General features: G+C 43.4%; 22 protein-coding genes and 1 tRNA gene. 12 read left to right on the top strand and 11 right to left on the bottom strand.

What is annotated here, in order from left to right:
- The first annotated feature begins 102 nt into the window (after positions 1 to 102).
- The 5 genes from GJS45_RS10125 to GJS45_RS10105 all read left to right on the top strand — a co-directional run bounded on the left by GJS45_RS10125 (position 103) and on the right by GJS45_RS10105 (position 4,586).
- Positions 103 to 1,935, top strand: coding sequence for a TonB-dependent receptor plug domain-containing protein (locus GJS45_RS10125; RefSeq protein ID WP_162341543.1), 1,833 nt, complete (start codon positions 103 to 105; stop codon positions 1,933 to 1,935).
- Positions 1,936 to 2,155: 220 nt separating this feature from the next.
- A tRNA-Val gene (locus tag GJS45_RS10120) sits at positions 2,156 to 2,230 on the top strand.
- A gap of 33 nt (positions 2,231 to 2,263) precedes the next feature.
- On the top strand, positions 2,264 to 2,518 hold the full coding sequence (locus GJS45_RS10115) for a GIY-YIG nuclease family protein (protein WP_162341541.1): 255 nt from the start codon (positions 2,264 to 2,266) through the stop codon (positions 2,516 to 2,518).
- An 812-nt stretch (positions 2,519 to 3,330) separates the two neighbouring features.
- Entirely contained in the window at positions 3,331 to 4,332 is a 1,002-nt protein-coding gene (gene rhuM / locus GJS45_RS10110) for a RhuM family protein (RefSeq protein ID WP_235954704.1), read from the top strand.
- Positions 4,329 to 4,586, top strand: coding sequence for an immunoglobulin domain-containing family protein (locus tag GJS45_RS10105; protein ID WP_162341539.1), 258 nt, complete (start codon positions 4,329 to 4,331; stop codon positions 4,584 to 4,586). Before rhuM ends, GJS45_RS10105 begins: the two co-directional genes overlap by 4 nt.
- Before the next feature lie 197 nt (positions 4,587 to 4,783).
- Here the strand turns inward: GJS45_RS10105 and GJS45_RS10100 are convergent, their stop codons facing one another.
- The 4 genes from GJS45_RS10100 to GJS45_RS10085 all read right to left on the bottom strand — a co-directional run bounded on the left by GJS45_RS10100 (position 4,784) and on the right by GJS45_RS10085 (position 7,426).
- Entirely contained in the window at positions 4,784 to 5,224 is a 441-nt protein-coding gene (locus GJS45_RS10100; protein ID WP_162341537.1) for a tyrosine-type recombinase/integrase, read from the bottom strand.
- Positions 5,194 to 5,601 (bottom strand): hypothetical protein, encoded by a 408-nt coding sequence (locus GJS45_RS10095; protein WP_162341535.1) that lies wholly within the window; start codon positions 5,599 to 5,601, stop codon positions 5,194 to 5,196. Before GJS45_RS10095 ends, GJS45_RS10100 begins: the two co-directional genes overlap by 31 nt.
- 2 nt (positions 5,602 to 5,603) lie before the next feature.
- Positions 5,604 to 5,744: a hypothetical protein gene (locus tag GJS45_RS10090; protein WP_162341534.1), complete on the bottom strand. Its 141-nt coding sequence runs from the start codon at positions 5,742 to 5,744 to the stop codon at positions 5,604 to 5,606.
- 200 nt (positions 5,745 to 5,944) lie between these two features.
- The gene (locus GJS45_RS10085) at positions 5,945 to 7,426 is read right to left on the bottom strand and encodes a Do family serine endopeptidase (protein ID WP_162341532.1); all 1,482 of its coding nucleotides are present in this window, start codon (positions 7,424 to 7,426) and stop codon (positions 5,945 to 5,947) included.
- Positions 7,427 to 7,859: 433 nt separating this feature from the next.
- Between GJS45_RS10085 and GJS45_RS10080 the strand changes: the two genes are divergently transcribed.
- A complete protein-coding gene (locus GJS45_RS10080) occupies positions 7,860 to 10,211 on the top strand; it encodes a mechanosensitive ion channel family protein (protein ID WP_162341530.1) in 2,352 nt (783 codons plus the stop codon).
- A gap of 62 nt (positions 10,212 to 10,273) precedes the next feature.
- Here GJS45_RS10080 and GJS45_RS10075 read toward each other — a convergent pair whose 3' ends face one another.
- The 6 genes from GJS45_RS10075 to GJS45_RS10055 form a co-directional block, all read right to left on the bottom strand.
- Positions 10,274 to 10,624 carry a hypothetical protein gene (locus GJS45_RS10075; RefSeq protein ID WP_202928068.1) on the bottom strand — a complete coding sequence of 117 codons (351 nt, stop codon included), beginning with the start codon at positions 10,622 to 10,624 and terminating at the stop codon, positions 10,274 to 10,276.
- A gap of 156 nt (positions 10,625 to 10,780) precedes the next feature.
- Positions 10,781 to 11,944 (bottom strand): sialidase family protein, encoded by a 1,164-nt coding sequence (locus tag GJS45_RS10070; protein WP_162341528.1) that lies wholly within the window; start codon positions 11,942 to 11,944, stop codon positions 10,781 to 10,783.
- Between the two features lie 408 nt (positions 11,945 to 12,352).
- Complete coding sequence (locus GJS45_RS10065; RefSeq protein ID WP_162341526.1) at positions 12,353 to 13,207, bottom strand: fumarylacetoacetate hydrolase family protein; 855 nt, start codon at positions 13,205 to 13,207, stop codon at positions 12,353 to 12,355.
- Between the two features lie 22 nt (positions 13,208 to 13,229).
- Entirely contained in the window at positions 13,230 to 13,988 is a 759-nt protein-coding gene (locus GJS45_RS10060) for an SDR family NAD(P)-dependent oxidoreductase (RefSeq protein WP_162341524.1), read from the bottom strand.
- A 24-nt stretch (positions 13,989 to 14,012) separates the two neighbouring features.
- Positions 14,013 to 14,141 carry a hypothetical protein gene (locus tag GJS45_RS23940; protein WP_262887934.1) on the bottom strand — a complete coding sequence of 43 codons (129 nt, stop codon included), beginning with the start codon at positions 14,139 to 14,141 and terminating at the stop codon, positions 14,013 to 14,015.
- Between the two features lie 62 nt (positions 14,142 to 14,203).
- Positions 14,204 to 15,079 (bottom strand): PIG-L deacetylase family protein, encoded by an 876-nt coding sequence (locus GJS45_RS10055; protein ID WP_162341522.1) that lies wholly within the window; start codon positions 15,077 to 15,079, stop codon positions 14,204 to 14,206.
- A gap of 158 nt (positions 15,080 to 15,237) precedes the next feature.
- On the opposite strand from GJS45_RS10055, the gene serS reads away from it, so the two are divergent.
- Positions 15,238 to 16,515: a serine--tRNA ligase gene (gene serS, locus GJS45_RS10050; protein WP_162341504.1), complete on the top strand. Its 1,278-nt coding sequence runs from the start codon at positions 15,238 to 15,240 to the stop codon at positions 16,513 to 16,515.
- 34 nt (positions 16,516 to 16,549) lie between these two features.
- On the opposite strand, the gene GJS45_RS10045 is transcribed toward serS, so the two are convergent.
- Positions 16,550 to 17,596: a dihydrodipicolinate synthase family protein gene (locus GJS45_RS10045; RefSeq protein ID WP_235954703.1), complete on the bottom strand. Its 1,047-nt coding sequence runs from the start codon at positions 17,594 to 17,596 to the stop codon at positions 16,550 to 16,552.
- Positions 17,597 to 17,766: 170 nt separating this feature from the next.
- Here GJS45_RS10045 and GJS45_RS10040 point away from each other — a divergent pair, with 170 nt between their 5' ends.
- The 5 genes from GJS45_RS10040 (at position 17,767) to ccsA (GJS45_RS10020) (ending at position 22,576) form a co-directional block, all read left to right on the top strand.
- The gene (locus tag GJS45_RS10040; protein ID WP_162341503.1) at positions 17,767 to 18,432 is read left to right on the top strand and encodes a heme exporter protein CcmB; all 666 of its coding nucleotides are present in this window, start codon (positions 17,767 to 17,769) and stop codon (positions 18,430 to 18,432) included.
- A 238-nt stretch (positions 18,433 to 18,670) separates the two neighbouring features.
- Positions 18,671 to 19,345, top strand: coding sequence for a cytochrome c biogenesis protein CcsA (gene ccsA / locus GJS45_RS10035; protein ID WP_162341501.1), 675 nt, complete (start codon positions 18,671 to 18,673; stop codon positions 19,343 to 19,345).
- A gap of 1 nt (position 19,346) precedes the next feature.
- Positions 19,347 to 19,589: a CcmD family protein gene (locus GJS45_RS10030; RefSeq protein ID WP_162341499.1), complete on the top strand. Its 243-nt coding sequence runs from the start codon at positions 19,347 to 19,349 to the stop codon at positions 19,587 to 19,589.
- 3 nt (positions 19,590 to 19,592) lie between these two features.
- Entirely contained in the window at positions 19,593 to 20,009 is a 417-nt protein-coding gene (locus tag GJS45_RS10025; protein WP_162341497.1) for a cytochrome c maturation protein CcmE domain-containing protein, read from the top strand.
- Positions 20,010 to 20,047: 38 nt separating this feature from the next.
- Positions 20,048 to 22,576, top strand: a complete 2,529-nt coding sequence (ccsA, locus tag GJS45_RS10020) for a cytochrome c biogenesis protein CcsA (protein WP_162341495.1) — start codon at positions 20,048 to 20,050, stop codon at positions 22,574 to 22,576.
- The last annotated feature ends 67 nt before the right edge of the window (positions 22,577 to 22,643 follow it).

Raw genomic sequence — 22,643 nt, 5'->3', positions numbered from 1 at the left:
ATACTAACTGAATATTTCACCCGAATTAGAACTTCCTCTTTTTCTGATTTGTATTTTTGCCTTTTAGGAAGGTACTTTGACCCACCTAACCATACGTTATCGATGAAATATTTCCTATTAATGCTCTTCTTTGCTGGAGTTGCCATGCCTTTACTGGGGCAAGAAGACAGTGTCACCCATACACTGGATGAAGTTATTATTAAAGAGAACCGAATGGAAATCCCTTTTTCCAAAAGCTCACGAAACATCCATATAATTCACAGGAAAGCGATTGAAACCACCCCTGCCAGGAGCCTTCAGGAACTCCTATCTTTCACACCGGGGGTAGATGTCCGCCAACGAGGAGTAAGTGGCGTACAGGCAGACATCGGAATTCGCGGAGGGTCTTTTGAACAAACCCTAATGATGGTCAATGGAATCAAACTTTCCGATCCCCAAACCGGGCACCATATGGTCAATATCCCGGTTCCCCTGGCGGGGATTCAGCGTGTGGATGTCCTCAAAGGACCCGCCTCCCGAATTTATGGGCAAAATGCCTATTCAGGAGCTATCAATGTTATCACCGAACTGCCTGAGACCTTACAGCTACATGCCAATATTTATGGGGGAGATTTCGGAATGCGCGGAGGAACGGTCCAACTGGGTTTACCTCTGGGGAAATACAAACAAAGCCTGGCTATTTCTCATGATGGAAGTGAGGGGCATTGGTACAATTCCGATTACCGGATCACCAACCTTTTTTACGAAGGAGGATTTTCAATTACTCCCCATCAGGAATTAAAAACCATGATCGCTTATGCCACCAGGGATTTTGGTGCGAATGGTTTTTATTCCAGTTCCTTCCCAGACCAATGGGAGAGCATTCAAACCACCCTGGCTTCGATAAGCCATACCCTGGATAAAGACAAAACCTACCTTCAAACACGTGCCTATTGGCGAAAAAACCAGGATGAGTTTAGGTTGCGCAGGTACGAACCTGATTTTTTTCAAAACCAACATGATACAGATGTGGTCGCCCTAGAAGTCAATGCACGCAGAGAAATGGGAACAGGCACGCTGGGCCTGGGAGCGGAAATCCGGGAAGAAAGTATTGATAGTAATAATTTGGGTAAAAGGGACCGAACACTGTTGGGGGCATTCCTTGAACATCGTCTTGAATTTGCCCAAAAGGGAGACATACGAGCCGGAATCTATTCCAACTATTATTCTGAGTACGGCTGGAAACATTTTCCGGGTGCAGAGGTAGGGTACCAGCTACATCCCTGGGTGCGGGCTTATGCCAATTTCGGCAGCAGCTTCCGGATCCCCACTTACACCGATTTATATTACCAGGGCCCTACCAATATCGGTAATGATAAGCTGGAACCTGAAAAAGCCCTGAATTACGAAGGGGGATTTAAACTATTAAGAAAGGGGCTCCGGGCGGAACTAGTTTATTTTAATCGGCACACCAACAACCTAATCGAATGGGCAAGACCAGACGCAGACACCGCCTGGCAACCCCAAAATTTCAATGAAGTCGTCTTTCAAGGAGTGGAAGCGGTCCTCCTTTATTCTTTCGGGGCGCAGGAAGGAGCTGTGAAAATGGACGAATTTTCAATAAGCTATAACTATATAGATGCCGATCTGGTGGAAACCGAGGGTCAGGAAACGCAGTATTCCCTGAATGCGCTAAAACATCAGCTTATTGGTAGCCTTCGGGCTTCTTTTAAGGATCGAATAGAGTTAACTGCCAAAAGCCGCTATATAGAACGAATGAAACTGGACCCCTACTTTCTTTTAGATATTAGACTTGACTACAATCGCCTGAAAAAAGTAGGTTTCTTCGCAGAAATATCCAATCTAAGCAATACTGATTATATAGAAGCAGGTACTGTTCAAATGCCCGGCAGATGGGCCAGAGGAGGCCTTTCCGTTAATCTGAGTAAAAAATAAAAAGTCCGTGCAAAAAAAGGTTTAAATTTTTTGCATCAGAAAAATTTAAACCTACATTTGCATTCCCATCTGGTTTAGACGAAACCAAATCAAGGATTTTAGATTGATTGTGCAGTTGATATGTTGGGAGTTTAGCTCAGTTGGTTCAGAGCATTCCGATTACCATCGGAAGGGTCGGGAGTTCAAATCCCGAAAAAACCAATTGACTTATTGATATTTTGGGAGTTTAGCTCAGTTGGTTCAGAGCATCTGCCTTACAAGCAGAGGGTCGGGGGTTCGAATCCCTCAACTCCCACAATTAGCCTCCTTTCTGAGGCTTTTTTTGTTTATGAGGTGCCATTTTTACATACTCTTCTCGGATTTTAGAAACAGATTCTATCTGGGGCATACCTGTGACGATTTACCCGAGCGCATTCGCAAACATAACTCCAATCATAAAGGCTTTACGGGCACCGTTCCGGATTGGAAATTGGTGTATGCCGAGGAATTTGATACTAAAGAAGAGGCCTTCGCCAGGGAAACTCAAGTCAAAAAGTGGAAAAGCAGAATTAAAATACAGGAACTGATCTTAAAATCCGGCTAGTTGCTTCAGAGCATTCCGATTACCATCGGAAGGGTCGGGGGTTCGAATCCCTCAACTCCCACGGAATAGAATCCTAATTGTCTATATTTTAGATAGTTAAGTTTCTTTTTTTTTTAACTATGGGGCTAATTATGGGGCTTTAAATTTAAGTTTTTAAAATTTAGAAATCTCAAATTTGCAAACTCCTCCAATTCGGATAAGTTTAATTTACATTTTAGACGAACCAATCAACTTCCGGTTTAAATTCATAATTCCAGTCTATATTTTTTCATAAAGACCCTTATATCAGATACTTTACGTCCCAATACGCTCATGAACAATCTGAGACTAAACGAAGTATTTGCGAGTGAAAAAAGAAGAAAACAGTTTTAGCCCTGTAAATTCACATACAGGAAGTGTTCTATCCCAATAGGTAGATACTTTCATACCTATATTTATTTTTATATAGATAAAAATATAATTATTCAACTAAATTACAATTCGAAAGCCGTTCATTGAATTCAATCTACAAACCGGAAAACTCCGTTTTGGACAACAACAAATCCGTTGTGGGCAGTCCTTGCTTGCAAGTTGTGTGTTTGTCTGACAAAACCTAATGGTTTTTTTCAACCAAACACCGACTCGCCCATCTCCCTTCCCAAGCCTTAACTACGGCTTTGTAAGGGAGATGGGAGAAGAAAAAACCTCGCAACTCGGATTTTTTTAACCCACAGTTTATAGAAGCCAATAGGTTTAAGGTGTTAGTTTTACAGCCTCCAAGTCAGCCCCAAATTAGTTAAATTTGGAAATAGTTCCCAAAATTGATGAAAAACATGGAGATTGCAGAATTTAGGGAATACTCAAAAATCATGGAAAGTAAAATCGAAATCTACCAAGGAAGTGATGGCCAGACTCAGATTGAAGTTTTGGTTGAGAAAGAATCTGTTTGGCTAAACAGAAATCAGATGGCTGTCCTTTTCGGGAGAGATGTAAAAACTATAGGAAAACATATCAACAACGTTTTCAATGATGGTGAATTAGAAAAGGATGCAGTTGTCGCAAATTTTGCGACAACTGCATTAGACGGAAAATCCTACCAAGTAGACCACTATAATCTTGATGTAATTATATCAGTTGGCTACCGGGTCAAATCTGCACAAGGCACGCAATTTCGCCAATGGGCCACCCAGCGACTCAAAGACTACCTCGTGCAGGGCTACGTCATCAATGAAAAAAGATTGGCACAAAAGCAACAGGAAGTCCAAACGCTTAAGGACGGAATTAGGATCTTAAGCCGGGCAATAGAACATAAAGTTAATAATCAAAACCTGGATTGGCTGAACCATTTTGCGAAAGGACTGGAATTGCTGGACGATTACGATCATGAAAATCTAGATACAAAAGGTTTAAGTAAGAGAACGGCTAATTATCCCGAACTATCGGATTACCAACATGTAATCTCATCTATGAAGTCCGAGTTTGAGTCGGGCGTTTTTGGAAAAGAAAAGGACGGAAGCTTTGAGAGTGCCATTTCACAAATCGGCAAAGGCTTTGGCGAAGAGGACTTCTACCCAACCTTAGAAGAGAAAGCTGCCATGCTTCTTTACCTAATTGTAAAAAACCATGGTTTCGTTGATGGCAACAAAAGGATTGCCGCAGCTTGTTTTCTTCTCTTTTTACAGTCAAATAACCTATTGCATAATAGAGAAGGAATTTCAATTATCAGCAATGATGCATTGGCTAGCTTAACTTTGTTTATCGCATCAAGCAAACCTGAGGAAATGGACACGGTGAAGAAATTGGTGATTAGTGTTCTAAACCGAAATAAAATATGACGCTAGAGCAATTTTATTATCTAATTGACAATACTTCCTCATACGGGATTCAGGACCTGGTGGACGCAACCAAAACAACCAACAAACTGTCCGGCAAGACCCAGGTCTTTATGACGGCTATAGACCGGGGGACCAGTCCGAAATCCGAATACCAATGGTTTAACAACGGCGTGCCGCTAAATTCCCGGGACACGGCAAGCCATACCCTCACCGTCTCCGGACTGGGTTCCGGTGATTCGGGAGACTGTTATTAAGAAATGAAGAGTTCGTTCGAAGGTTTTTCCAAAAAGTTGCTGTAAAGAATTACTTTTCAAATTTAAAATCCGGAATTGAAATGTCTGATGAGGATATTTCAAGCTTTGGACGGGTGCCCACCGTTACAGGTTTAACGGCAAGGAACTCGACGGCGGCGGCGGTTTTTACCTGGGTTCATTTCAATTTTTAGTTTTTTTTATGGGGCTCCCCAGGCTTTCTGCATCTCGTTTCTTTTTCTTTCTTCCGTAACTTTCACATACCGTTGGAAACTTTTGTAATCTGCATGGCCTGTTATCTTCATGACAGTTTCGGCCGGAATCCCTTTTTCCAGGGAGAGAGTGGCAAAGGTTTTACGTCCGGAGTGGGCGCTGATGACTTTATATTTAGGGTAGATTTTGGATATTTTTTCCGCTCCCCTGAATCGAATTATTTCTAGGTGCTCGTTTATCTCGGCCTTTTCGCACAGCTCTTTGATGTATTTATTAAACTTCTGGTTGGATATAACAGGAATAGGATACGCTCGCTCCTTATATTTTTCAAGGATATATTTAGAATAGACGTTTAATGGAACAATTAAGGCCTCCTTTGTTTTTTTTATTGTAAGTCTTATTTCCCTTTCTTTGATGTGTTCTTCCATTCAGTCTTGCAATTGTGCAAGTAGTCATACCCTTCTTCAGGAAGCATTACTTCATTTTCATCCCAAAATACATTTTCAGGAACATCTTTATAAATAATCAATTTTTCCCTCACCCTATTTGGTGTCAGCACATGAATGCGGCCTAGCACTTCCGACACATGAAACCTGGCCCCTTCATCCCCTAGTCTTCTCCGTTCAAATGACACTTTTATTCTTCGTTTGAATAAAGGCATTTGAACATTTCCTGAGACGTTTTCGAAATAGAATATCCCGGACTCCGTATAGCTACCCGATTCTGAAATAAGTAAATCAAGGTCTCCATCACCATCAAAGTCCATAGGCAAGGGAACGCCTTTGAACCCTGCATCCAAATCCATTATCAAACCTGGATATTGTACGAAAGTTTATGGAGGAAATTGTCACCATACATGTTTCCTCCTTCTTTGGCCCCTTCCGGCCCACAAGAAAACAACAAAAACAGACAACTAACTAAACCGAAATGCTCTTTTCTATAAGCCATGACAAAATTTTAATTCATTTTCTATGGGCTTTAAATATATTGGTTTTATCTGGCTACCACCATTCAAGGGTTGAACCAGTCATTATTTTTCGCCTGTGGGTGGGGTGTTTTTTTTGAAATTATTTCATACAGTTTCTGTAAGGCAAAAAAAAGGCTGCTCTAATTAAAGAGCAGCCTTTTTCACGTCTATTACTTCAAAATTATAAGTCCAAATCGTAGTAGGAACGTTGACCATTGGGATAAACGCCCAATACGGTTACCTCTTCTCCTTTATAGTTTTTGAGTGCTTCTAGCACGTCTGCACCACTCATAATTTTGGTTCTGCCAATTTTGGTAATGATAAATCCTTCATTAACTCCAGCTTCTCGCCAGGCATCATTATCAATCACTGAAATAGATGCCCCACCTTCCAGATCAAGCCGCTCTTTAACAGAAGCATTCAAATCCTCAAAAATTACTCCTTCAAACTCAGTTGTTTTGGGTAATTCTTTAATAACCACTTTCGTGTCACCAGATATATTTTTCAAGGTGGCCTTGGTAGTCATTTCCTCTCCGTCCCTCAGAAAGGTTACTTCCACCTGATCTCCTGGACGTTTTCTGGCCACTCGTTCCTGCAGGGCGGAAGTAGTGTACGTGTCAAAACCATCTACGCCGATAATGATATCGCCTTTCTGCAATCCGGCTTCTTCACCCCCGCTTCCTTCGTTGACTTCTCTTATATAAACTCCTCTATTCACAGATACCTCTTCACCGATGAATTCCTCTAAATCGGCATTAACATCCATGATGATAACTCCCAACAATCCTCTTTGTACCGTTCCAAACTCAAGCAAATCATCCATCACTTTTTTGGCAATCGCACTTGGAACTGCAAAGGAATAACCGCTAAAACCACCCGTTCGGGAAGCGATGGCTGTATTGATGCCCACAATTTCGCCATTCAAATTCACCAACGGCCCTCCTGAATTTCCTGGATTCACTGCTGCATCTGTCTGAATGAACGATTCAACCTGGAGATTACTCTCGTCTCGGAGAATACCAATATTTCTGGACTTGGCACTGATAATGCCAGCAGTAACCGTTGAATTAAGCTCATAAGGGTTTCCCACTGCCAGCACCCATTGTCCAATCTTTGCCTGATCTGAATCACCAAATGGAATAAAAGGCAAGTTGTTTGCCTCGATCTTCAACAATGCTAAGTCAGTGGTAGGGTCAGTCCCGATGACTTTAGCGGTAAATCGCCGGTTGTCTTCCAGTGTAACGTCAACCTTGGAAGCATTATCTATCACGTGGTTATTGGTCACAATGTATCCATCTTTAGAAATGATGGCTCCAGATCCAGAACTCCTTCCCTGTCTCGGGGGGGCTTCTCCTCGGGGGGACCGAAACCCGAAAAATTCTTCCAGGGGATCCACACCACTTTCCCTATTTCCCATCGTAACCGTACTTCGTACGTGGACAACCGCTGGTGTTACCTGCTCTGCAGAAGCCACAAAGTTAATTCCTTCCGGAATCACAAATCGATCGTCTGCCAACCAATTAACTAAACTTGTATCTTGTTTCTCTGTAAAATTGGTGGATGAATCCTGGTTGTTTTGTAACAAACTGACCCCCAATACGGCTACCATACCGCCAATCAGGGACGCCAGGATCATTCCTAGGAAAAACTGTTTTCTATTCATTGTATACCTTTCTTTTAAATTACCTCAATTATACACGTCTTTTCGTGCAATAAGTTGTTGCCAAAACAATGCCACTACACTAAAATCGAAGGATTTTAACAGCAATTAACAAACATTCTTCTCTTAGGCTTTTACTACCAATAGAACACAACTCGCTAAAGCCATTCAATCGCAACTCCCCTATAAACAAAAAACATATTAAATTAAATCTCCTGATCCGATATTTTTCTATTAAATTTAATTAAAATTCATCCGTTTCCTTTATGCTCAACCTTCAATTCATCAAATGAGCAGGCATACCTCGATCTTCACGACTACTTTAAAAAAAGTGGGTACGGTGTACTACAGTCTTTTTTATGGCCTCTTTTGTATAATAAGTTCGGTTTCCGCCTTTTCTCAAAGCGGTAGTCAGCTTCTTGATCTAGTCCCGCAAGTGAAAAATGACACTGTCAATCTGGCTGACTCACTGGCAAAAGAACCGTTGAGTATGGGTGAACGCATCCAGCAGAACCAAAAATTCCTGAATACCTTGCAAGAAACTCAGGCAAGGTTGCGACAAACTCAGGATACCTCCTTCCTTCAGGAAGAGCTTCCAGTCATAGAAATGGTGCTCAATCGGATTCGCGAACAATCCTTGACGGAGCAAAGCACGGTGAATTTACGGTTTTTGAATGAATTGGAAAACCTGATTATTGGGTATAACCAACAAGTAAACAAATGGCAAGAAGCCATCAATAAAAGATCTACCGACTTAATTGATGCGGAAGAAAAGCTAAGTAGAATTAACCAAGCTTTAAGTGAAAATAAAGGTAAGCGAGAAACGGAACCTTTGCTGGGCTATTTACAGCAAAAGGAAGCACTAGAGAAAAGATTCCAAAACGTAGATAGCCTGTATAGGGTAAAGCGATTTGCAGGGCTTCGGATTCAGACGCAACTTTCCGGAATAAAAATCCAATTGGACGAACTGCTGGAGTCGGTGCGCTTGCGACAAGCGGAATTCAGGCGTGATCTTTTGAAAAGAGACAGTCCGTACCTCTGGCAGGCTCATGCCACTACTTCTAAAAAACCATTTTCGGAGGTTATTCAGGAAACCTTGATTCTCAACCGGGTGATATTGAAACACTACCTGGAAACCAAGTATGGTTGGCTTATTTTTTTGATAGCTGCCTTCTTACTTATTTACTTCTGGATTCGAACGATGATCGAAAAAATCAGTCAAACCAAGGATTTTTCCAGTCTTATCCTGCAACGTAGCAAATACCTGAGGTATTCACCCTTCCTGGGAACAGCCCTTATCCTTTTGACGGTTGGCCCGTACCTGTTTAGTTTCCCCCCCTACTTATTGATCCTAAGCTTTTTGTTTGGAAGCGTTTTGGTGACTACTTTTCTTATTCGCATAGTCCTTGATCGCCGATCCATGGTCCTATGGTCGGTAATGGTAGGCTCCTTTTTGGTATTCGGGTCTAGTAATCTTATTACCCAATTGGCCCATCAGGAAAAATGGTACCTGCTGGGTTTCTCTATGGTGGGTATCGTTATGGGAATTCAGCTTTTGAAACTGATCAAAGAAAAACAGCATCTGTTTCCAATTAATTTACCTTACCTGATTTATTTTTTTCTTGCCATGCAACTCATGTCCATTGCATTTCATATCATAGGAAGGTTCAGCCTGGGAAAAATATTGGGGGTTGCCTCCACACTCAGCACCATGCAGGGCATATCCCTTTATGTATTTGTCCTGGTGGTTATGGAAGGAATTTACCTGCAGTCCGAATTAAGTAAGGAAAACCAAAAAGACTATGCCAATTTCCTAAACTACCAGGCCATTTACAGTCGCTTAAAGAAGATTTTCTCCTTTCTAGCCTTGCTGATGTGGCTTTATTTACTGTTGGTAAATATATCTCTCAACCAAACCTTGGGAGATCAGTTGATTACCTTCCTGCAGAAAGACAGAACATTTGGTAACACGAGTTTTACTTATGGGAGTATCTTAACCTTCTTTCTGTTAATTTGGGTATCTTCGGTACTCGCCAAAAACATTGCCTATTTCGCGTCCATTCGTGACAATCAAAACCTGGAGCAACGGGATAAACGCCTGGGGTCCTCCATATTGCTTATTCGGCTTGCCATTCTTACTATTGGTTTTTTCCTGGCAATAGCTGCTTCCGGTTTATCCCTGGATAAGCTAGCCATCGTATTGGGTGCGCTTAGTGTAGGAATAGGATTTGGACTACAAACCATTGTCAACAACCTTGTCTCAGGAATCATCCTTGCCTTTGAGCGCCCCATTCAGGTAGGCGACGCCATTGAGGTGGGAAACCGGTCTGGAGTAGTGAAGGAGGTAGGAATACGGTCCAGTACCCTTCAGGCCTATGATGGTTCTGAAGTGATCATTCCAAACGGAGATCTCCTTTCACAGCATCTCGTAAATTGGACCTTATCCAACAAAAGCAGGCGGATAGAACTAATGATAGGAGTGGCCTATGGTACGGATCTAGAAAAGGTTCATAAAGTCATCGATAAAATTCTTGCTCAAGACGGAATCCTTTCTTTCCCTAAACCAAATATTTTTGTCCACAATTTTGGCGATAGTGCTGTTGAATTTCGAATTTTGTTTTGGGTGGCCAATTTTGACCAATGGCTAGAGGTGAAAAATGAAGTCCTTCGCAAAATCTATCAGGCCTTTGCATTGGAAAAAATTGAGATCCCATTTCCTCAACGGGATTTGCATATTAAAACAGAACAACTCAAAAAAAAACCTCCCCATAATAATAGGAAGGAGTAATGGATGAGTAAACCAGTTTTTTTAAACTCTCTTTTCAGCTCTTCTTCTGTCTTTTTGAATTATCATTTTTTAACAATGGATTTAAAAGTGAATCCATCAGGTTGGCCGGTCCCTTTTGGGAAAAGAAGGCTGAAGACATAGCCAATAAGCACACAACTTAGAACGCTGATAGCGCCATACAAATAGCCGTTTACATCGGTATATCTGCTTATGCGAAACGTAATTGCCGTCCCGGAAATGGTACCGATAATCACACCGATTGCATTTGCCCTTTGGCTAAAAATGGCCAGCACAAAGACCCCGGCAAGGCTACCGCCAATCATTCCGAGTAGTTTTTGGAAGAGGTCAATCATCAACCCATTGGGTCCCGGTTTTGGGCCTTTTATGGTAGCAGTAGGAAACAGGTTTAACATGTATGGCAACCGTCATTTAGTCAACCTAAAACAGCTTAGGTATTTATTGACCTTTTCACATTAGTTGATTATTTCGAAGGCGATATTTCTAAATGAAACCTACTCATCATAAGGATTTTGCGGATTTAGTAACCAAATGCATCTACCGGATTCTATCTATTCATAGAGCCAATCCATGTCCACTTTGCTGACATTGGTTACAGAAAGGCCGGTTCCAGCAGGCCGGTTCCCGGCACAGTACCCCAGCAAAACATCCTCTCCAACAAAATCCATAGCAATGTAACAATACCAACCGTCTGGGTCATTTTCCAGGGTTTTGGTCCTTTTCCAGGTTTTTCCCTCATCCGTAGAGATTGCTGCATTTAAAGGGGTTCTGAGCTTGGATATTTCCGGGTCATCGGATAAATTATTGTTCCATACGGCCAAAAGGTCTCCGGTACCCGGAATCCTTTCAATAGTGGCTGGGGATACTGGGGACACTAAGGTACTTTTTTCCACCTCTGACCAGGTTTCACCCCTATCCTGAGAATAGGAATAACATTGAACCCCAGCGTCAGATCGGATAAACATTAGAATAGATTCATCTTCCAACTCCACCAAACCGGGCTCCTGAAGAACAATATCCTCTGGATTGGGCACTTCCTCACCGCTTTGCCAGGTTTGGCCATTATCATCCGAGTAATAAGCAAAAAGATCCCCTTTACCGCTCCATTCCATGTCCGGACCAGCGTGCCTGGCTACCGAAAGCATTAACCGGCCATCTTCCAGTTGAATAACCCGGTCATTGTTCAACACAAAATAACCTTCCTTGTCTGTAATACAGGGTATCGCCTCTGACCAGGTCTCGGTTTCATCCCTGGAAATCCGCATCATGGGGATACAATCATCGGTATCGTTTTTCCTTAAATAAAACATGGCTATTTCCCCATTTTGTAAGCGAAGGAGGGAAACAGACATAACGTTCATTCCCCCTTCGTTAGGAAGGATCTCCACATCCTCATCTGTCCAGCTTTCCCCCTGATCGGAAGAGTACTTTCCAGCCAAATAGGCCGTGGCATGATCACTGGAAGACGCTCCATAGTAATGGGAGTAAACAAAAAGAATGCGGCCGTCATTTAGCTGAATAAAATCCCCTTCACTGTTTCGGGGATTATTATCTCCGGGATTGAGCACCAGGTTTCGCTGAATACCGTCCTCCACTTTTTCGGTATTATTTTCCATAGCTGTCTGATCTTTCACTTCCTTACCTCCACATCCATAAGCTACCAGAGCTGTGATAACCAGTATTCCGATGGCTCCATTAAATTTGTCTTTTACCATATACCTATCATTTATTCATAAAATTCTTTTACGCTTTTTTTCCGCAGTACCGGTGGAATTTTTCTGTTAATCGCAATCTTTCTGTTTCCACGTAACCCAGAAAATACAAATTCAAGATCTCTACAAAATTTCCGGCAACCAAACGCTGTTACGCTTTCAGAAAATGCTACACCCGATATTTAACTTAGTCCATAGCGGACAAATCATTGGGAAAACAGAAGTTAAGAATGCCGTCATACATCGGGATTTATTGAATGAGTTGAAAGAAGGAACTCCTTCGAGTTTCAGGGAAAAAATGAGCATCCATTTGAAAGTATATTTCGATAACGTTGACGAATAAAATGTAAAAGAGAAGGCAATTTGACATTACCTTCTCTCTTTATATGATTTGGTCTTCGGGAATTCTCCCTACATAGCCTCCACCCGCTGCCTGGAAACTCCCAACCCTTCAATACCCAGCTCCACTTCATCGCCGGCTTTGAGGTATCTGGGTGGTTTTAAACCCATTCCCACTCCAGCAGGTGTTCCAGTACTGATAATGTCCCCCGGTAGCAAACTCATGTATTGACTGATGTAACTTACCAATTGGGGCACATTGAAAACCAGATCGGAGGTATTGCTATCCTGCATGATTTCCCCATTTACCTTCAGCCATAGCCGCAACTGATGAGGATCCTTGATTTCCTCCTTTGTTACCAGATAAGGGCCTATAGGAGCAAAGGTGTCACAGCTCTTGCCTTTCACCCACTGCCCCCCATGCTGCAATTGAAACTCCCTTTCACTGACATCGTTGTGAAGCACGTATCCGAAAACATGGTCCATCGCTTCTTCCTCCGATACGTAACTCGCTTTCTTACCGATGACAATAGCCAATTCCACCTCCCAATCAGTAGCATTTGAATTTTTTGGAATGACAATGGGATCGAACGGACCAGATAGTGCTGAAGTGGCCTTCATAAATAATACCGGTTGCTTGGGCACTTCCATGCCACTTTCTTTGGCATGAAGGGAGTAGTTCAGCCCGACGCACATGATTTTAGATGGAAAAGGAACAGGCGAACCTAGCCTTTCTGAGGCATTTACCTCCGGACAAGAGTCGCTATTCGATGCCAACCATTTTTTAAAATTCTCCAGGCGGCTTGTTTCACCTAAAAAAGCGGCAGTCCAGTCGGCTCCATAGGCAGAACAATCTAGTATTTTCCCGGAGTCAGTGACAACACCTGGTTTTTCATTCCCTACTTTTCCAAAACGAATTAATTTCATGGGTTACTTCTATTTATAGTTATTACATTTTTAATTTACAAAAACCACCATCTACCAGGTAATCTGCGCCTGTAAGAAAGGCCGCTTCATCGGAAGCTAGAAAAAAGGCCATATTGGCCACTTCTTCCGGACTTCCCATCCTTCCCACCGGCTGGGTGGCTGCCAGCTGGTCAAAAATTTCCTTCTCTTTTCCCGGATACGTTTTTGCCAGGTAGTCGTCTACAAAGGGAGTATGGATCCGGGCAGGAGAAATGGCATTGCACCGAATGTTATCCTTTACGTAATCCCTGGCAATGGTCAGCGTCATGTTAAGCACTGCCCCTTTCGTCATAGAATAGGCAAATCGATCGGGAATTCCCATGGTAGCCGACACCGAGGCCATATTGATGATAACGCCTCCTCCCTGGGATTTCATTCTTCCAATCACTGCTTTCGAACAGTGAAACACTCCTTTTATATTGACCGCATACAATCGATCCAGGTCCGCTTCTTCCGTACTTTCCAGGTTGCCGATGTGAGAGACACCTGCATTGTTTACCAACACATCTATATTCCCTTCGATCCCATCCACCACTTCCTGAACTTCTTGTCGGACTGCGACATTCATTTTTCTAAATTCAACCTGAAAGCCTTCCTCCTTTAGCCTTGAGGTTACTTTTTGACCATTTTCTGCATTAAAATCCAGCAGGTAAACCTTACCTCCGGCGGTAGCAAATTTTTTAACGATCGCTAGTCCAATACCACTGGCACCGCCAGTTACCAAAATATTCTTTCCCTTCATGTATTTATAATTTTCTTTGATTGGTCACAACTTGTCCCCTACCGTAAGTCGGGATAACCTGCCCCGAAGCTGATTAGGGACTATGTCGAACCTACCGGCAGGCAGGTACTTTTGATTATCCCCGAGTGCCGTTCTCCTCATGGTCGGTTTCATCAAATTTACAACTTTTAGAGTTAATCGATTCGGCTACTCATTAGCTGATTGAAGTAAAAAACTCACTTACCGAGCATGGGAAAAAGCCTTTTCAGGTCTTCCTCTGAAGGTTGAGAGCCGTATTCACATACTTCAAAGGCTTCTGCATATTGAACCTCCTCAGCCCTACCTGCTCCATACCATTTTTCAAGGCTTTCCCGTACGGCGGGGTTAATGCTACCAAATCGTTTTCCTTTTAACCATTCCTTTCTTTCCGCTTTCCCTTCCGGCACTTCATCTGCATAGCCACCAATCCAAGGCAACCACTCGTAAAACTGAGATTCGTGAGCGTCCATGCCGCTGATTTTTTTATCGATGACGGGAGTGATATCCACAGCTACGTGCGGTTCAAACGGATTGGGCTTTTTAAAATGGTCTTGAAAATAGAGAAAGACGGGATTTTTCTTTAAAGGCGGCGTATCTGGGGCCACATTGGGTACTCCCACCATGTAAGCTGCATCCTGCACCAGCACCCCGGTGTATCGGTGATCGGGATGGTAATCGTTGGGACGGGGCGCAATGACCACGTCAGCGTTCCACTCGCGGATTTTCCGGATTATCTGAAGGCGGATTTCCAGCGTGGGCAACAATTCTCCATCGTGATTGTCGAGTACATCGTACTCCACCCCCATCCTTCTGGCTACTTCCTGGGTTTCGGCGATACGTCTTTTGGCGAGCATCCCTCCCCCTTCTTCCATGTGCCCTGCATCCCCATTGGTCACCGAAACAAATTTCACCTTATGGCCCATGGCTACATATAAGGAGGCGGTTCCTCCACCTTTTATATCACAATCATCCGGATGCGCACCAATCATAATAATCCGTAACGGGTCCTGCTGGGCCAGTACCGAATAAACGGAAATAAAACAAAATAAAACGGCAATAACCTTGGCTTTCATATACTAAATTAAGGGTTGGTAAAAGATAAAGTTTGAAGATAGTCAATTCGCACAATTTTGCCAATCAGGGATTCCAAATTATCCATAAAATACCGGTTGCCCGAAACTTATTCCTTATCTTTGCATGCTAAATTTTGAACTGAAAAAGCCCCCAACCTATGCTTCTGGTAAATGAGATAAGAGAAAATTTCGAGCGTGCCTGCCAGGGATTAACAAAAAGAAACGTTCCAAATCCGGAAGCTCTGCTTCAGCAGGTGCTGGATCTGGATGATAAAAGGAAGCAAACGCAGGTAGAAAGAGACTCCCTACAGGCCGAATCCAATGCCCTGGCAAAACAAATCGGGCAATTGATGAAAAGTGGAAAAAAGGAGGAAGCCGAAGGCATTAAAGAACAAACGGCTGCGATAAAATCCCAAGTCAAAGCGTTAGAGGAGCAATACAGTAGCTGCGAAAATTCCCTGACACAATTACTCTACTCCATACCCAATATTCCGCACGAATCGGTGCCGGCAGGGAAATCTGCTGAAGATAATGAGGTCGTATTACAAAACGGGCAAATCCCCGAATTAAATCCTTCACAAAAATCCCCTCACTGGGACTTGATCAAAAAATACGATATTGTTGATTTTGAACTGGGCGTTAAAATCACAGGAGCCGGGTTTCCGGTTTACAAAGGTAAAGGAGCCAAATTACAACGGGCTCTCGTGAACTTTTTCTTAGATGAAGCCGAAAAAGCAGGTTACCGTGAAGTACAACCGCCCATTATGATCAATGAAGAAAGCGGGTATGCCACGGGGCAGTTACCGGACAAGGAAGGCCAAATGTACCTTGCGGCTGAGGACGGGCTCTACCTGATCCCTACCGCCGAGGTCCCCATTACCAATATGTATCGTAATGAGGTGCTGGCAGAAGCTGATTTACCGAAAAAAAATGCAGGGTTTACCCCTTGTTTCAGAAGAGAGGCCGGAAACTGGGGCGCACACGTACGAGGACTTAACCGGCTTCACCAGTTTGACAAAGTCGAGATCGTCCAGATAACCCATCCTGACCATTCTTACCCAACCCTGGAGGAAATGAGCCTACACGTGCAGCATCTTTTGCAAAAGCTGGAGCTTCCCTACCGGGTTCTGCGGCTTTGCGGAGGCGATATGGGATTTACTTCTGCCCTGACCTACGACATGGAAGTTTTCTCCGCCGCCCAGGAACGGTGGCTGGAGGTAAGTTCGGTGAGTAACTTTGAAACCTATCAATCCAACCGATTAAAACTACGGTTCAAAAATCAGGACCGGAAAACCGTATTGGCCCATACGCTTAACGGGAGTGCCCTGGCATTACCCCGGATAGTCGCTGCGTTACTCGAAAATAATCAGAGCGAAAAGGGAATAAAGATGCCTGAGGTACTGGTTCCTTACCTGGGATTTGAGTGGATTTCCTAATTCAAAACCTTGTTATTCCTGCAAATTTGCGGCATCAAATTCCCAGTCGTTCTTTCCAACCCTGAACTTCCTCTTGTGCCTGATCAATTTGTGCCTGCTCATCCCGGGTCAGCGATGCGCTTGACCTTCTGCTGGTAATTTCAAGGTCCAAACCGGATTTATTCAGGTAGTAGCGGGACGATAACTGGTAATTGACCGTGATTCTGGATTCCATTTCGGTCAACTTATCCTGAAGCCAATCCACTTCCGCTTTTTTGGCAGGATCTTCGGCATGTTGGCAAATCCAGGCAATTACTTCAGGGTAATAATTTCCGGCAATTGGGGATAACCCAGCTCCTCCTGCGCGCAGTGAGGCGACGGCGCTTCCCATGTGGGCATTGTATAGACCAAGGTCAGACCCCTCAGACATGCGAAGCTTTTTACCGATATGTTCGATGTCTTCTGTGGTGTCTTTGTGGTAAACCAGCCGCCCGGTAGCCAAAAGAAAATCCAGCACTTCCAGGGACAATACCCGCTTGTAGGGACTGGGACACTCGTAGGTCCCGATAGCCAGGGAATTAGTTTGGTGCAGGTACGCCTCCAGATTGCGGATCATGGTTTCATCGGATTCCTCAGATGCTGCAAAATGGGAAGTAATTAAAATAACCGCATCCACTCCAGTATCAGCCAATTTTTTGGAAAACGTCGCCTTGTCGTAAGCATCTTCTCCAAAGGAGCCCGTAGCGACCACCGGAAAGCGCCCGTTGACCCGCTTGACTACCGTTTCCGTTACTTTCAATCGTTCTTCGGGGCTCAGGTCGTACATTTCGCTGCTAAGACAGTTGGCAAACAAACCCCTGGCACCGGCTGCCAGGTAATGATCTGTCAGGGATTCCAGTCCCCTATAATCCACCGATTTGTCTTTATTGTAAGGTGTCAACATTACCGGTACAAAGGATTTTTCTCCCATTGATTCCTTCATTTTGTCCCAGGCTTGCAATCCATATACGGGCATCAGGCTGGCAGCCGTTCCCAAAACCATTTTCTTCATGAAATCTCTTCTATGCTTCAACTCGCGCTCGCTGGCTATTTTATTATCCATAAAAACAATAAAATTTAGTATGCTTATACAATTTCTCCAGATTTCGGTTATCTCACTAAACAAGAATTCCTATTAGGGTTACCCTCCTCCCATTGATTTAGGCTAATCCCCTTACAAAATAACCCTATTTTCGCTGACAATAATATCCCTCTGCCTATATTTGCGGCAGTATGTGGAAGGAAATCGTCCTATTGGTCAGAAAAGAAGCCGTGCTGGAGTGGCGACAAAAGTACGCCATCAACGGTATTCTTCTTTATGTAATCAGCGCTGTTTTTATCACCTACCTCAGCATGGGTGCCGGTAAGGGGAATCTGGGAGTACCTGTATGGAATGCCCTTTACTGGATCATTATTTTGTTTTCTTCTGTAAATGCGGTAGCTAAAAGTTTTGTGCAAGAGCATCAGGGCAGGCAACTGTATTACTATATGATTGCCTCTCCGGAAGCGATCATCCTTTCCAAGACCATTTACAACACCCTGCTTACCCTAGTATTGGCCTTACTGGGTTACCTGGTTTTTGGAGTGGTGTTTGGAAATCCGGTGGCTGACCAACCTCTTTTTCTGCTAAACTTATTTCTTGGAGCGCTAGGTTTTTCGGCTTCCCTGACCATGGTTTCGGCCATTGCCTCCAAAACCAGCAACAATGGTACCTTGATGGCCATTTTGAGTTTCCCCGTTTTGATCCCCATTCTGCTTATGGCCATCCAGGTTTCCAAAAATGCGATTGATGGGTTGGATCGGGAGATTAACGTAGATAAAATAATAACATTATTAGCCATTAATGCCATCGTAGCCGTCAGTTCCTATATTCTCTTCCCCTACCTTTGGCGGAGTTGAGACACCATTAGCCGCCGGTAATACCTGCTTTTTACCTGCTCTCGACCGGTGAGCAAATAAACCCGACAATTGTAAATAAATCACTTAGAAACACTTATTTTTGCCACTGAATTGACGGAAAGATTTCTACCTTTCTCCGGGCTTAATTTCCCAATCTGAAATTTCATTTCCGGCCGGAGAGGGAAGTTTAGTTGCTCCTGAGGAATTGGAAAGGAGTGATCTCTAAAAATAACTGTAAATGAAAGCTTATTGGTGGAAAATACTGGCCATTGTGCTGCTAGCCTATACGATAATTGCAGGTTTGTTAATCGATGTGCCCAGGTTGCCGATTTTAAATGAAACCATCCGAGCCTTGTTTTTCCACGTAACCATGTGGTTTGGCATGTTATTGATGTTGATAGTTGCCGTATACTATGGTATTCTGCACCTTCGCTCAGGCGATTTAGTTCACGACGACATGGCAGTCGAATTCACCAACACCGCCATTCTTTTCGGCGTGGTGGGAATTAGCACCGGAATGATTTGGGCTAAATTTACCTGGGGAGATTACTGGACGAATGATCCCAAGCTTAATGCATCGGCAATAGGCTTGCTGATGTACTTTGCCTATCTGGTTTTACGAAACTCATTGACAGATGTGTATCAGCGGGCTAGAATAAGTGCCGTTTATAGTATTTTTGCTTTTGCAGCATTCATTCCGCTTATTTTTATCTTACCGAGGTTAACGGACAGCCTTCACCCCGGGAATGGTGGGAACCCGGGATTTAATGCATACGACATGGATAGCAATCTCCGGACGGTATTTTACCCTGCCATCATCGGCTGGACCCTTTTGGGCACCTGGATCAGTACACTCCGGGTCCGTTACAGGCGTTTGGAAAGAAAATTAGAAGACAAATTGATTAACCAATAACATGAAAAAATACATTTTCATTCTCCTTTTAGGAATCAGTTTTGCCGTTACGGCACAGGATAAAATTGACATTACGGCAGAAGACTACCAAAATTCCACTGTGCAAATGGCTGATGGCATGCGGTCGGAAGGAAAAATCTACGTTTTAGTGACCATTATTGGAATTGTTTTGGGTGGTATTCTGGTTTATGTCATACAGACCGATCGTAGAATCAGCGGACTGGAGAAAAAATTTAACGATTAGATCATGAAAAGAGGACATATTATCGGCCTGGGAATCATTGGGGTGGCCATCATCATCATTATCACCTCTATTGGCGATGCGAGTACCTATGAAAGCTTCTCCACAGCCAAATCAATGGCTATCAATGGCAATACAGAAGCCATTCACGTGGTGGGTCAGCTTAAGAAGGATTCCGAAGGTGAAGTAGTAGGCGTAGAAGTGGGCCAAGATAAAACATCTTTCACTTTCGTAATGGTGGACAATGACGGTATGGAGCAGCAGGTATATTACAATGAACCCGTTCCGGCAGATTTCATTCGATCTGAACAGGTAGTGGTGATCGGTACATACAAAACCGAAGAAATGTTTGTTGCAGATAAGATCCTTATGAAATGCCCTTCCAAATATCAGGAGACTGATGTCAAAACGGCTTCCTCCTGAAGCATCAGGAAGTATCACACTTTAAATTACAGTAAAATATGATGAATACCTTTATGGGTAATCTGGGCCATTTCATGGTAATTCTGGCTTTTGTGAGCGCATTGATTTCCGCCATTTCCTATTATTATTTTACCCGTGCCAGCGAACTGGAAAAACCTTCCTGGAGAAAATTTAGCCGGATCACGTTCTACATTCATGGGATTGCATCCGTTGCCATTGCTTTTTCCTTGTTCGAAATTATCTATAACCATCGGTTTGAATATTTTTATGCCTATTCCCATTCCTCTATAGGCCTACCCGTTCATTACATGATATCCAGTTTCTGGGAAGGTCAGGAAGGAGCCTTCATCCTTTGGATTTTCTGGAATGTGGTATTGGGATTGGTGGTCATTCACACCAACCGGTTTTGGGAAGGTCCGGTAATGCTGGTATTTATGCTGGTTCAGGCATTTTTGGTTTCTATGATTTTAGGTGTAGTGATTGGTGACCTCAAAATCGGCAGTTCCCCATTTATGTTACTTCGGGATGTATCCGATGCGCCTATTTTCCAGATCAACCCCGAATTTGTCCCCGAGGATGGAACTGGTCTGAATCCGCTCCTTCAAAATATCTGGATGGTTATTCATCCTCCGACACTGTTTTTAGGCTATGCCTCCACACTCATCCCTTTTGCCTTTTTGATGGCAGGGCTTGGGTTAAAAAAGTATTCGGAATGGGTTCGACCCGCTTTGCCCTGGGCCATCTTTTCTGCCATGATCCTTGGTATGGGTATCATTATGGGAGCCTATTGGGCTTACGTGACGCTTAATTTTGGAGGCTATTGGAACTGGGATCCCGTGGAAAATGCGGTGTATGTTCCCTGGCTTGTCATGGTGGCAGCCATCCATACCATGATAACCTTTAAAAAGAGTACTACCGCTTTGAAAACTTCCATGGTGTTGGTTATCAGCTCCTTTATATTGGTATTATACGCTACGTTTCTGGTAAGAAGTGGTGTATTGGGCGACTCATCGGTACATTCTTTTACCGATCTCGGTCTCTCGGGCCAGCTGCTGATTTACATGCTTTTCTTTTTAGCTGTAGCGATATTTCTGGCAGTCAGGGAATGGAAACACATTCCTACTTCAGAAAAAGAGGCCTCCGTTTATTCCAGAGAATTCTGGATATTTATTGGTGCCACTACCCTGGGTCTAATGGCCTTTCAGGTAATTATTCCAACCTCTATACCGGTATACAATGCCTTGATCGAAAGTTTTGGAGGACTTTCAAATCTGGCTCCTCCTGCCGATCAGATTGGTTTTTACACCAAGTTTCAGGTCTGGTTTGCTGTGGCCCTGGCGTTACTGACTGGGATTGGGCAGTTTTTCTGGTGGAACAAGATGGATAAAAAGGATCTAAAAAACTCCCTGGTCACCCCTTACATCGTCTCTATGGTACTGGCTGCGTTGATCATCACCATCGGGAAGGTTTATGACATCACTTACATTGTGATTGTTCTGGCAGGAGCCTTTACCATCGTTGCCAACAGTACCATTCTTATCAAGCTAATACGCAAGAAAACATTTAAGCTTTCCGGAGGTTCCCTGGCTCATATTGGATTGGGAATGGTACTGATAGGAGTAATGTTTTCTTCCGGCTATTCCGACACCATCTCCATCAACATGTCCGGTTTGACGTATAAAAAAGACTGGGAGGATGATCTGAATAAGGAAAACGTACTTCTCTGGATTAACAAGCCTTTGCAAATGAAAGAGTACGAGGTCATTTACAGGGGAAGGTATAAGAAATTGACCGGGGTTCCCGGCTATGTAAAAGCCGATGCCCTGGAGGCTACAGGTGAAATAAACCAGGCAGTAGCACTGGAAGATATACAGGTCAATGACCAATCCTACCATTCCAAGGGGGATACGGTAAGCCTTGTGTTGCAGGAAAACTCCTACTTTAAGGTAGAGTATTTTCAGGATGACGAACTTAAGTTTACCCTTTACCCCATGTCGCAACCCAATCCCACCATGGGATTGATTTCCTCTCCGGATTCGAAAAGATACCTGACCCGAGACCTTTATACCCATGTCTCTGCCATAAATGATTACGAGGAACCCGAATGGAAAGAGGCGGAATCGGTGAATGCTGCCCCCGGAGATCAATTTTTCATAAACGATTTCGTCACCCAGTTTGAGGGTGCCGAAGTGGTCAATGAATTGGATGGTGTACCTTTGGAGGAGGGAGATGTGGCCGTTAAAGCCAACCTTACTATATTGGATTACGATGTGGAGAAAAAACTGGCTCCTGTGTTTCTGATCCGAGGTAATCAGGTAGGCAAGATTGCAGACATTGACAATGATCTGGGAATCAAAGTAGAGGTTGATAACATCGTACCGGAAGACAATAAATTTGTCTTTAAAATAAGTACCTATCAAAAGGACTATGTGGTAATGAAGGCGGCTGTAAAACCCATGATCAATGTCCTTTGGTTGGGTACCATCCTGATGCTAATTGGATTTAGCGTTGCCATTTTCAGAAGATTTGATGAGTTTCAGAAAATGAAGAAAAAAGGCCTTGAATAACGGGCCATTTCTTGGAATTTACTTAACCCCTGATGTGAATTAGGGGTTATTTTTTTACTTTTCAGGT

It is taken from the genome of Cyclobacterium salsum (genome assembly GCF_010119245.1).
GTDB lineage: Bacteria > Bacteroidota > Bacteroidia > Cytophagales > Cyclobacteriaceae > Cyclobacterium > Cyclobacterium salsum.
This window is presented reverse-complemented; position numbering and strand designations above follow the sequence as displayed.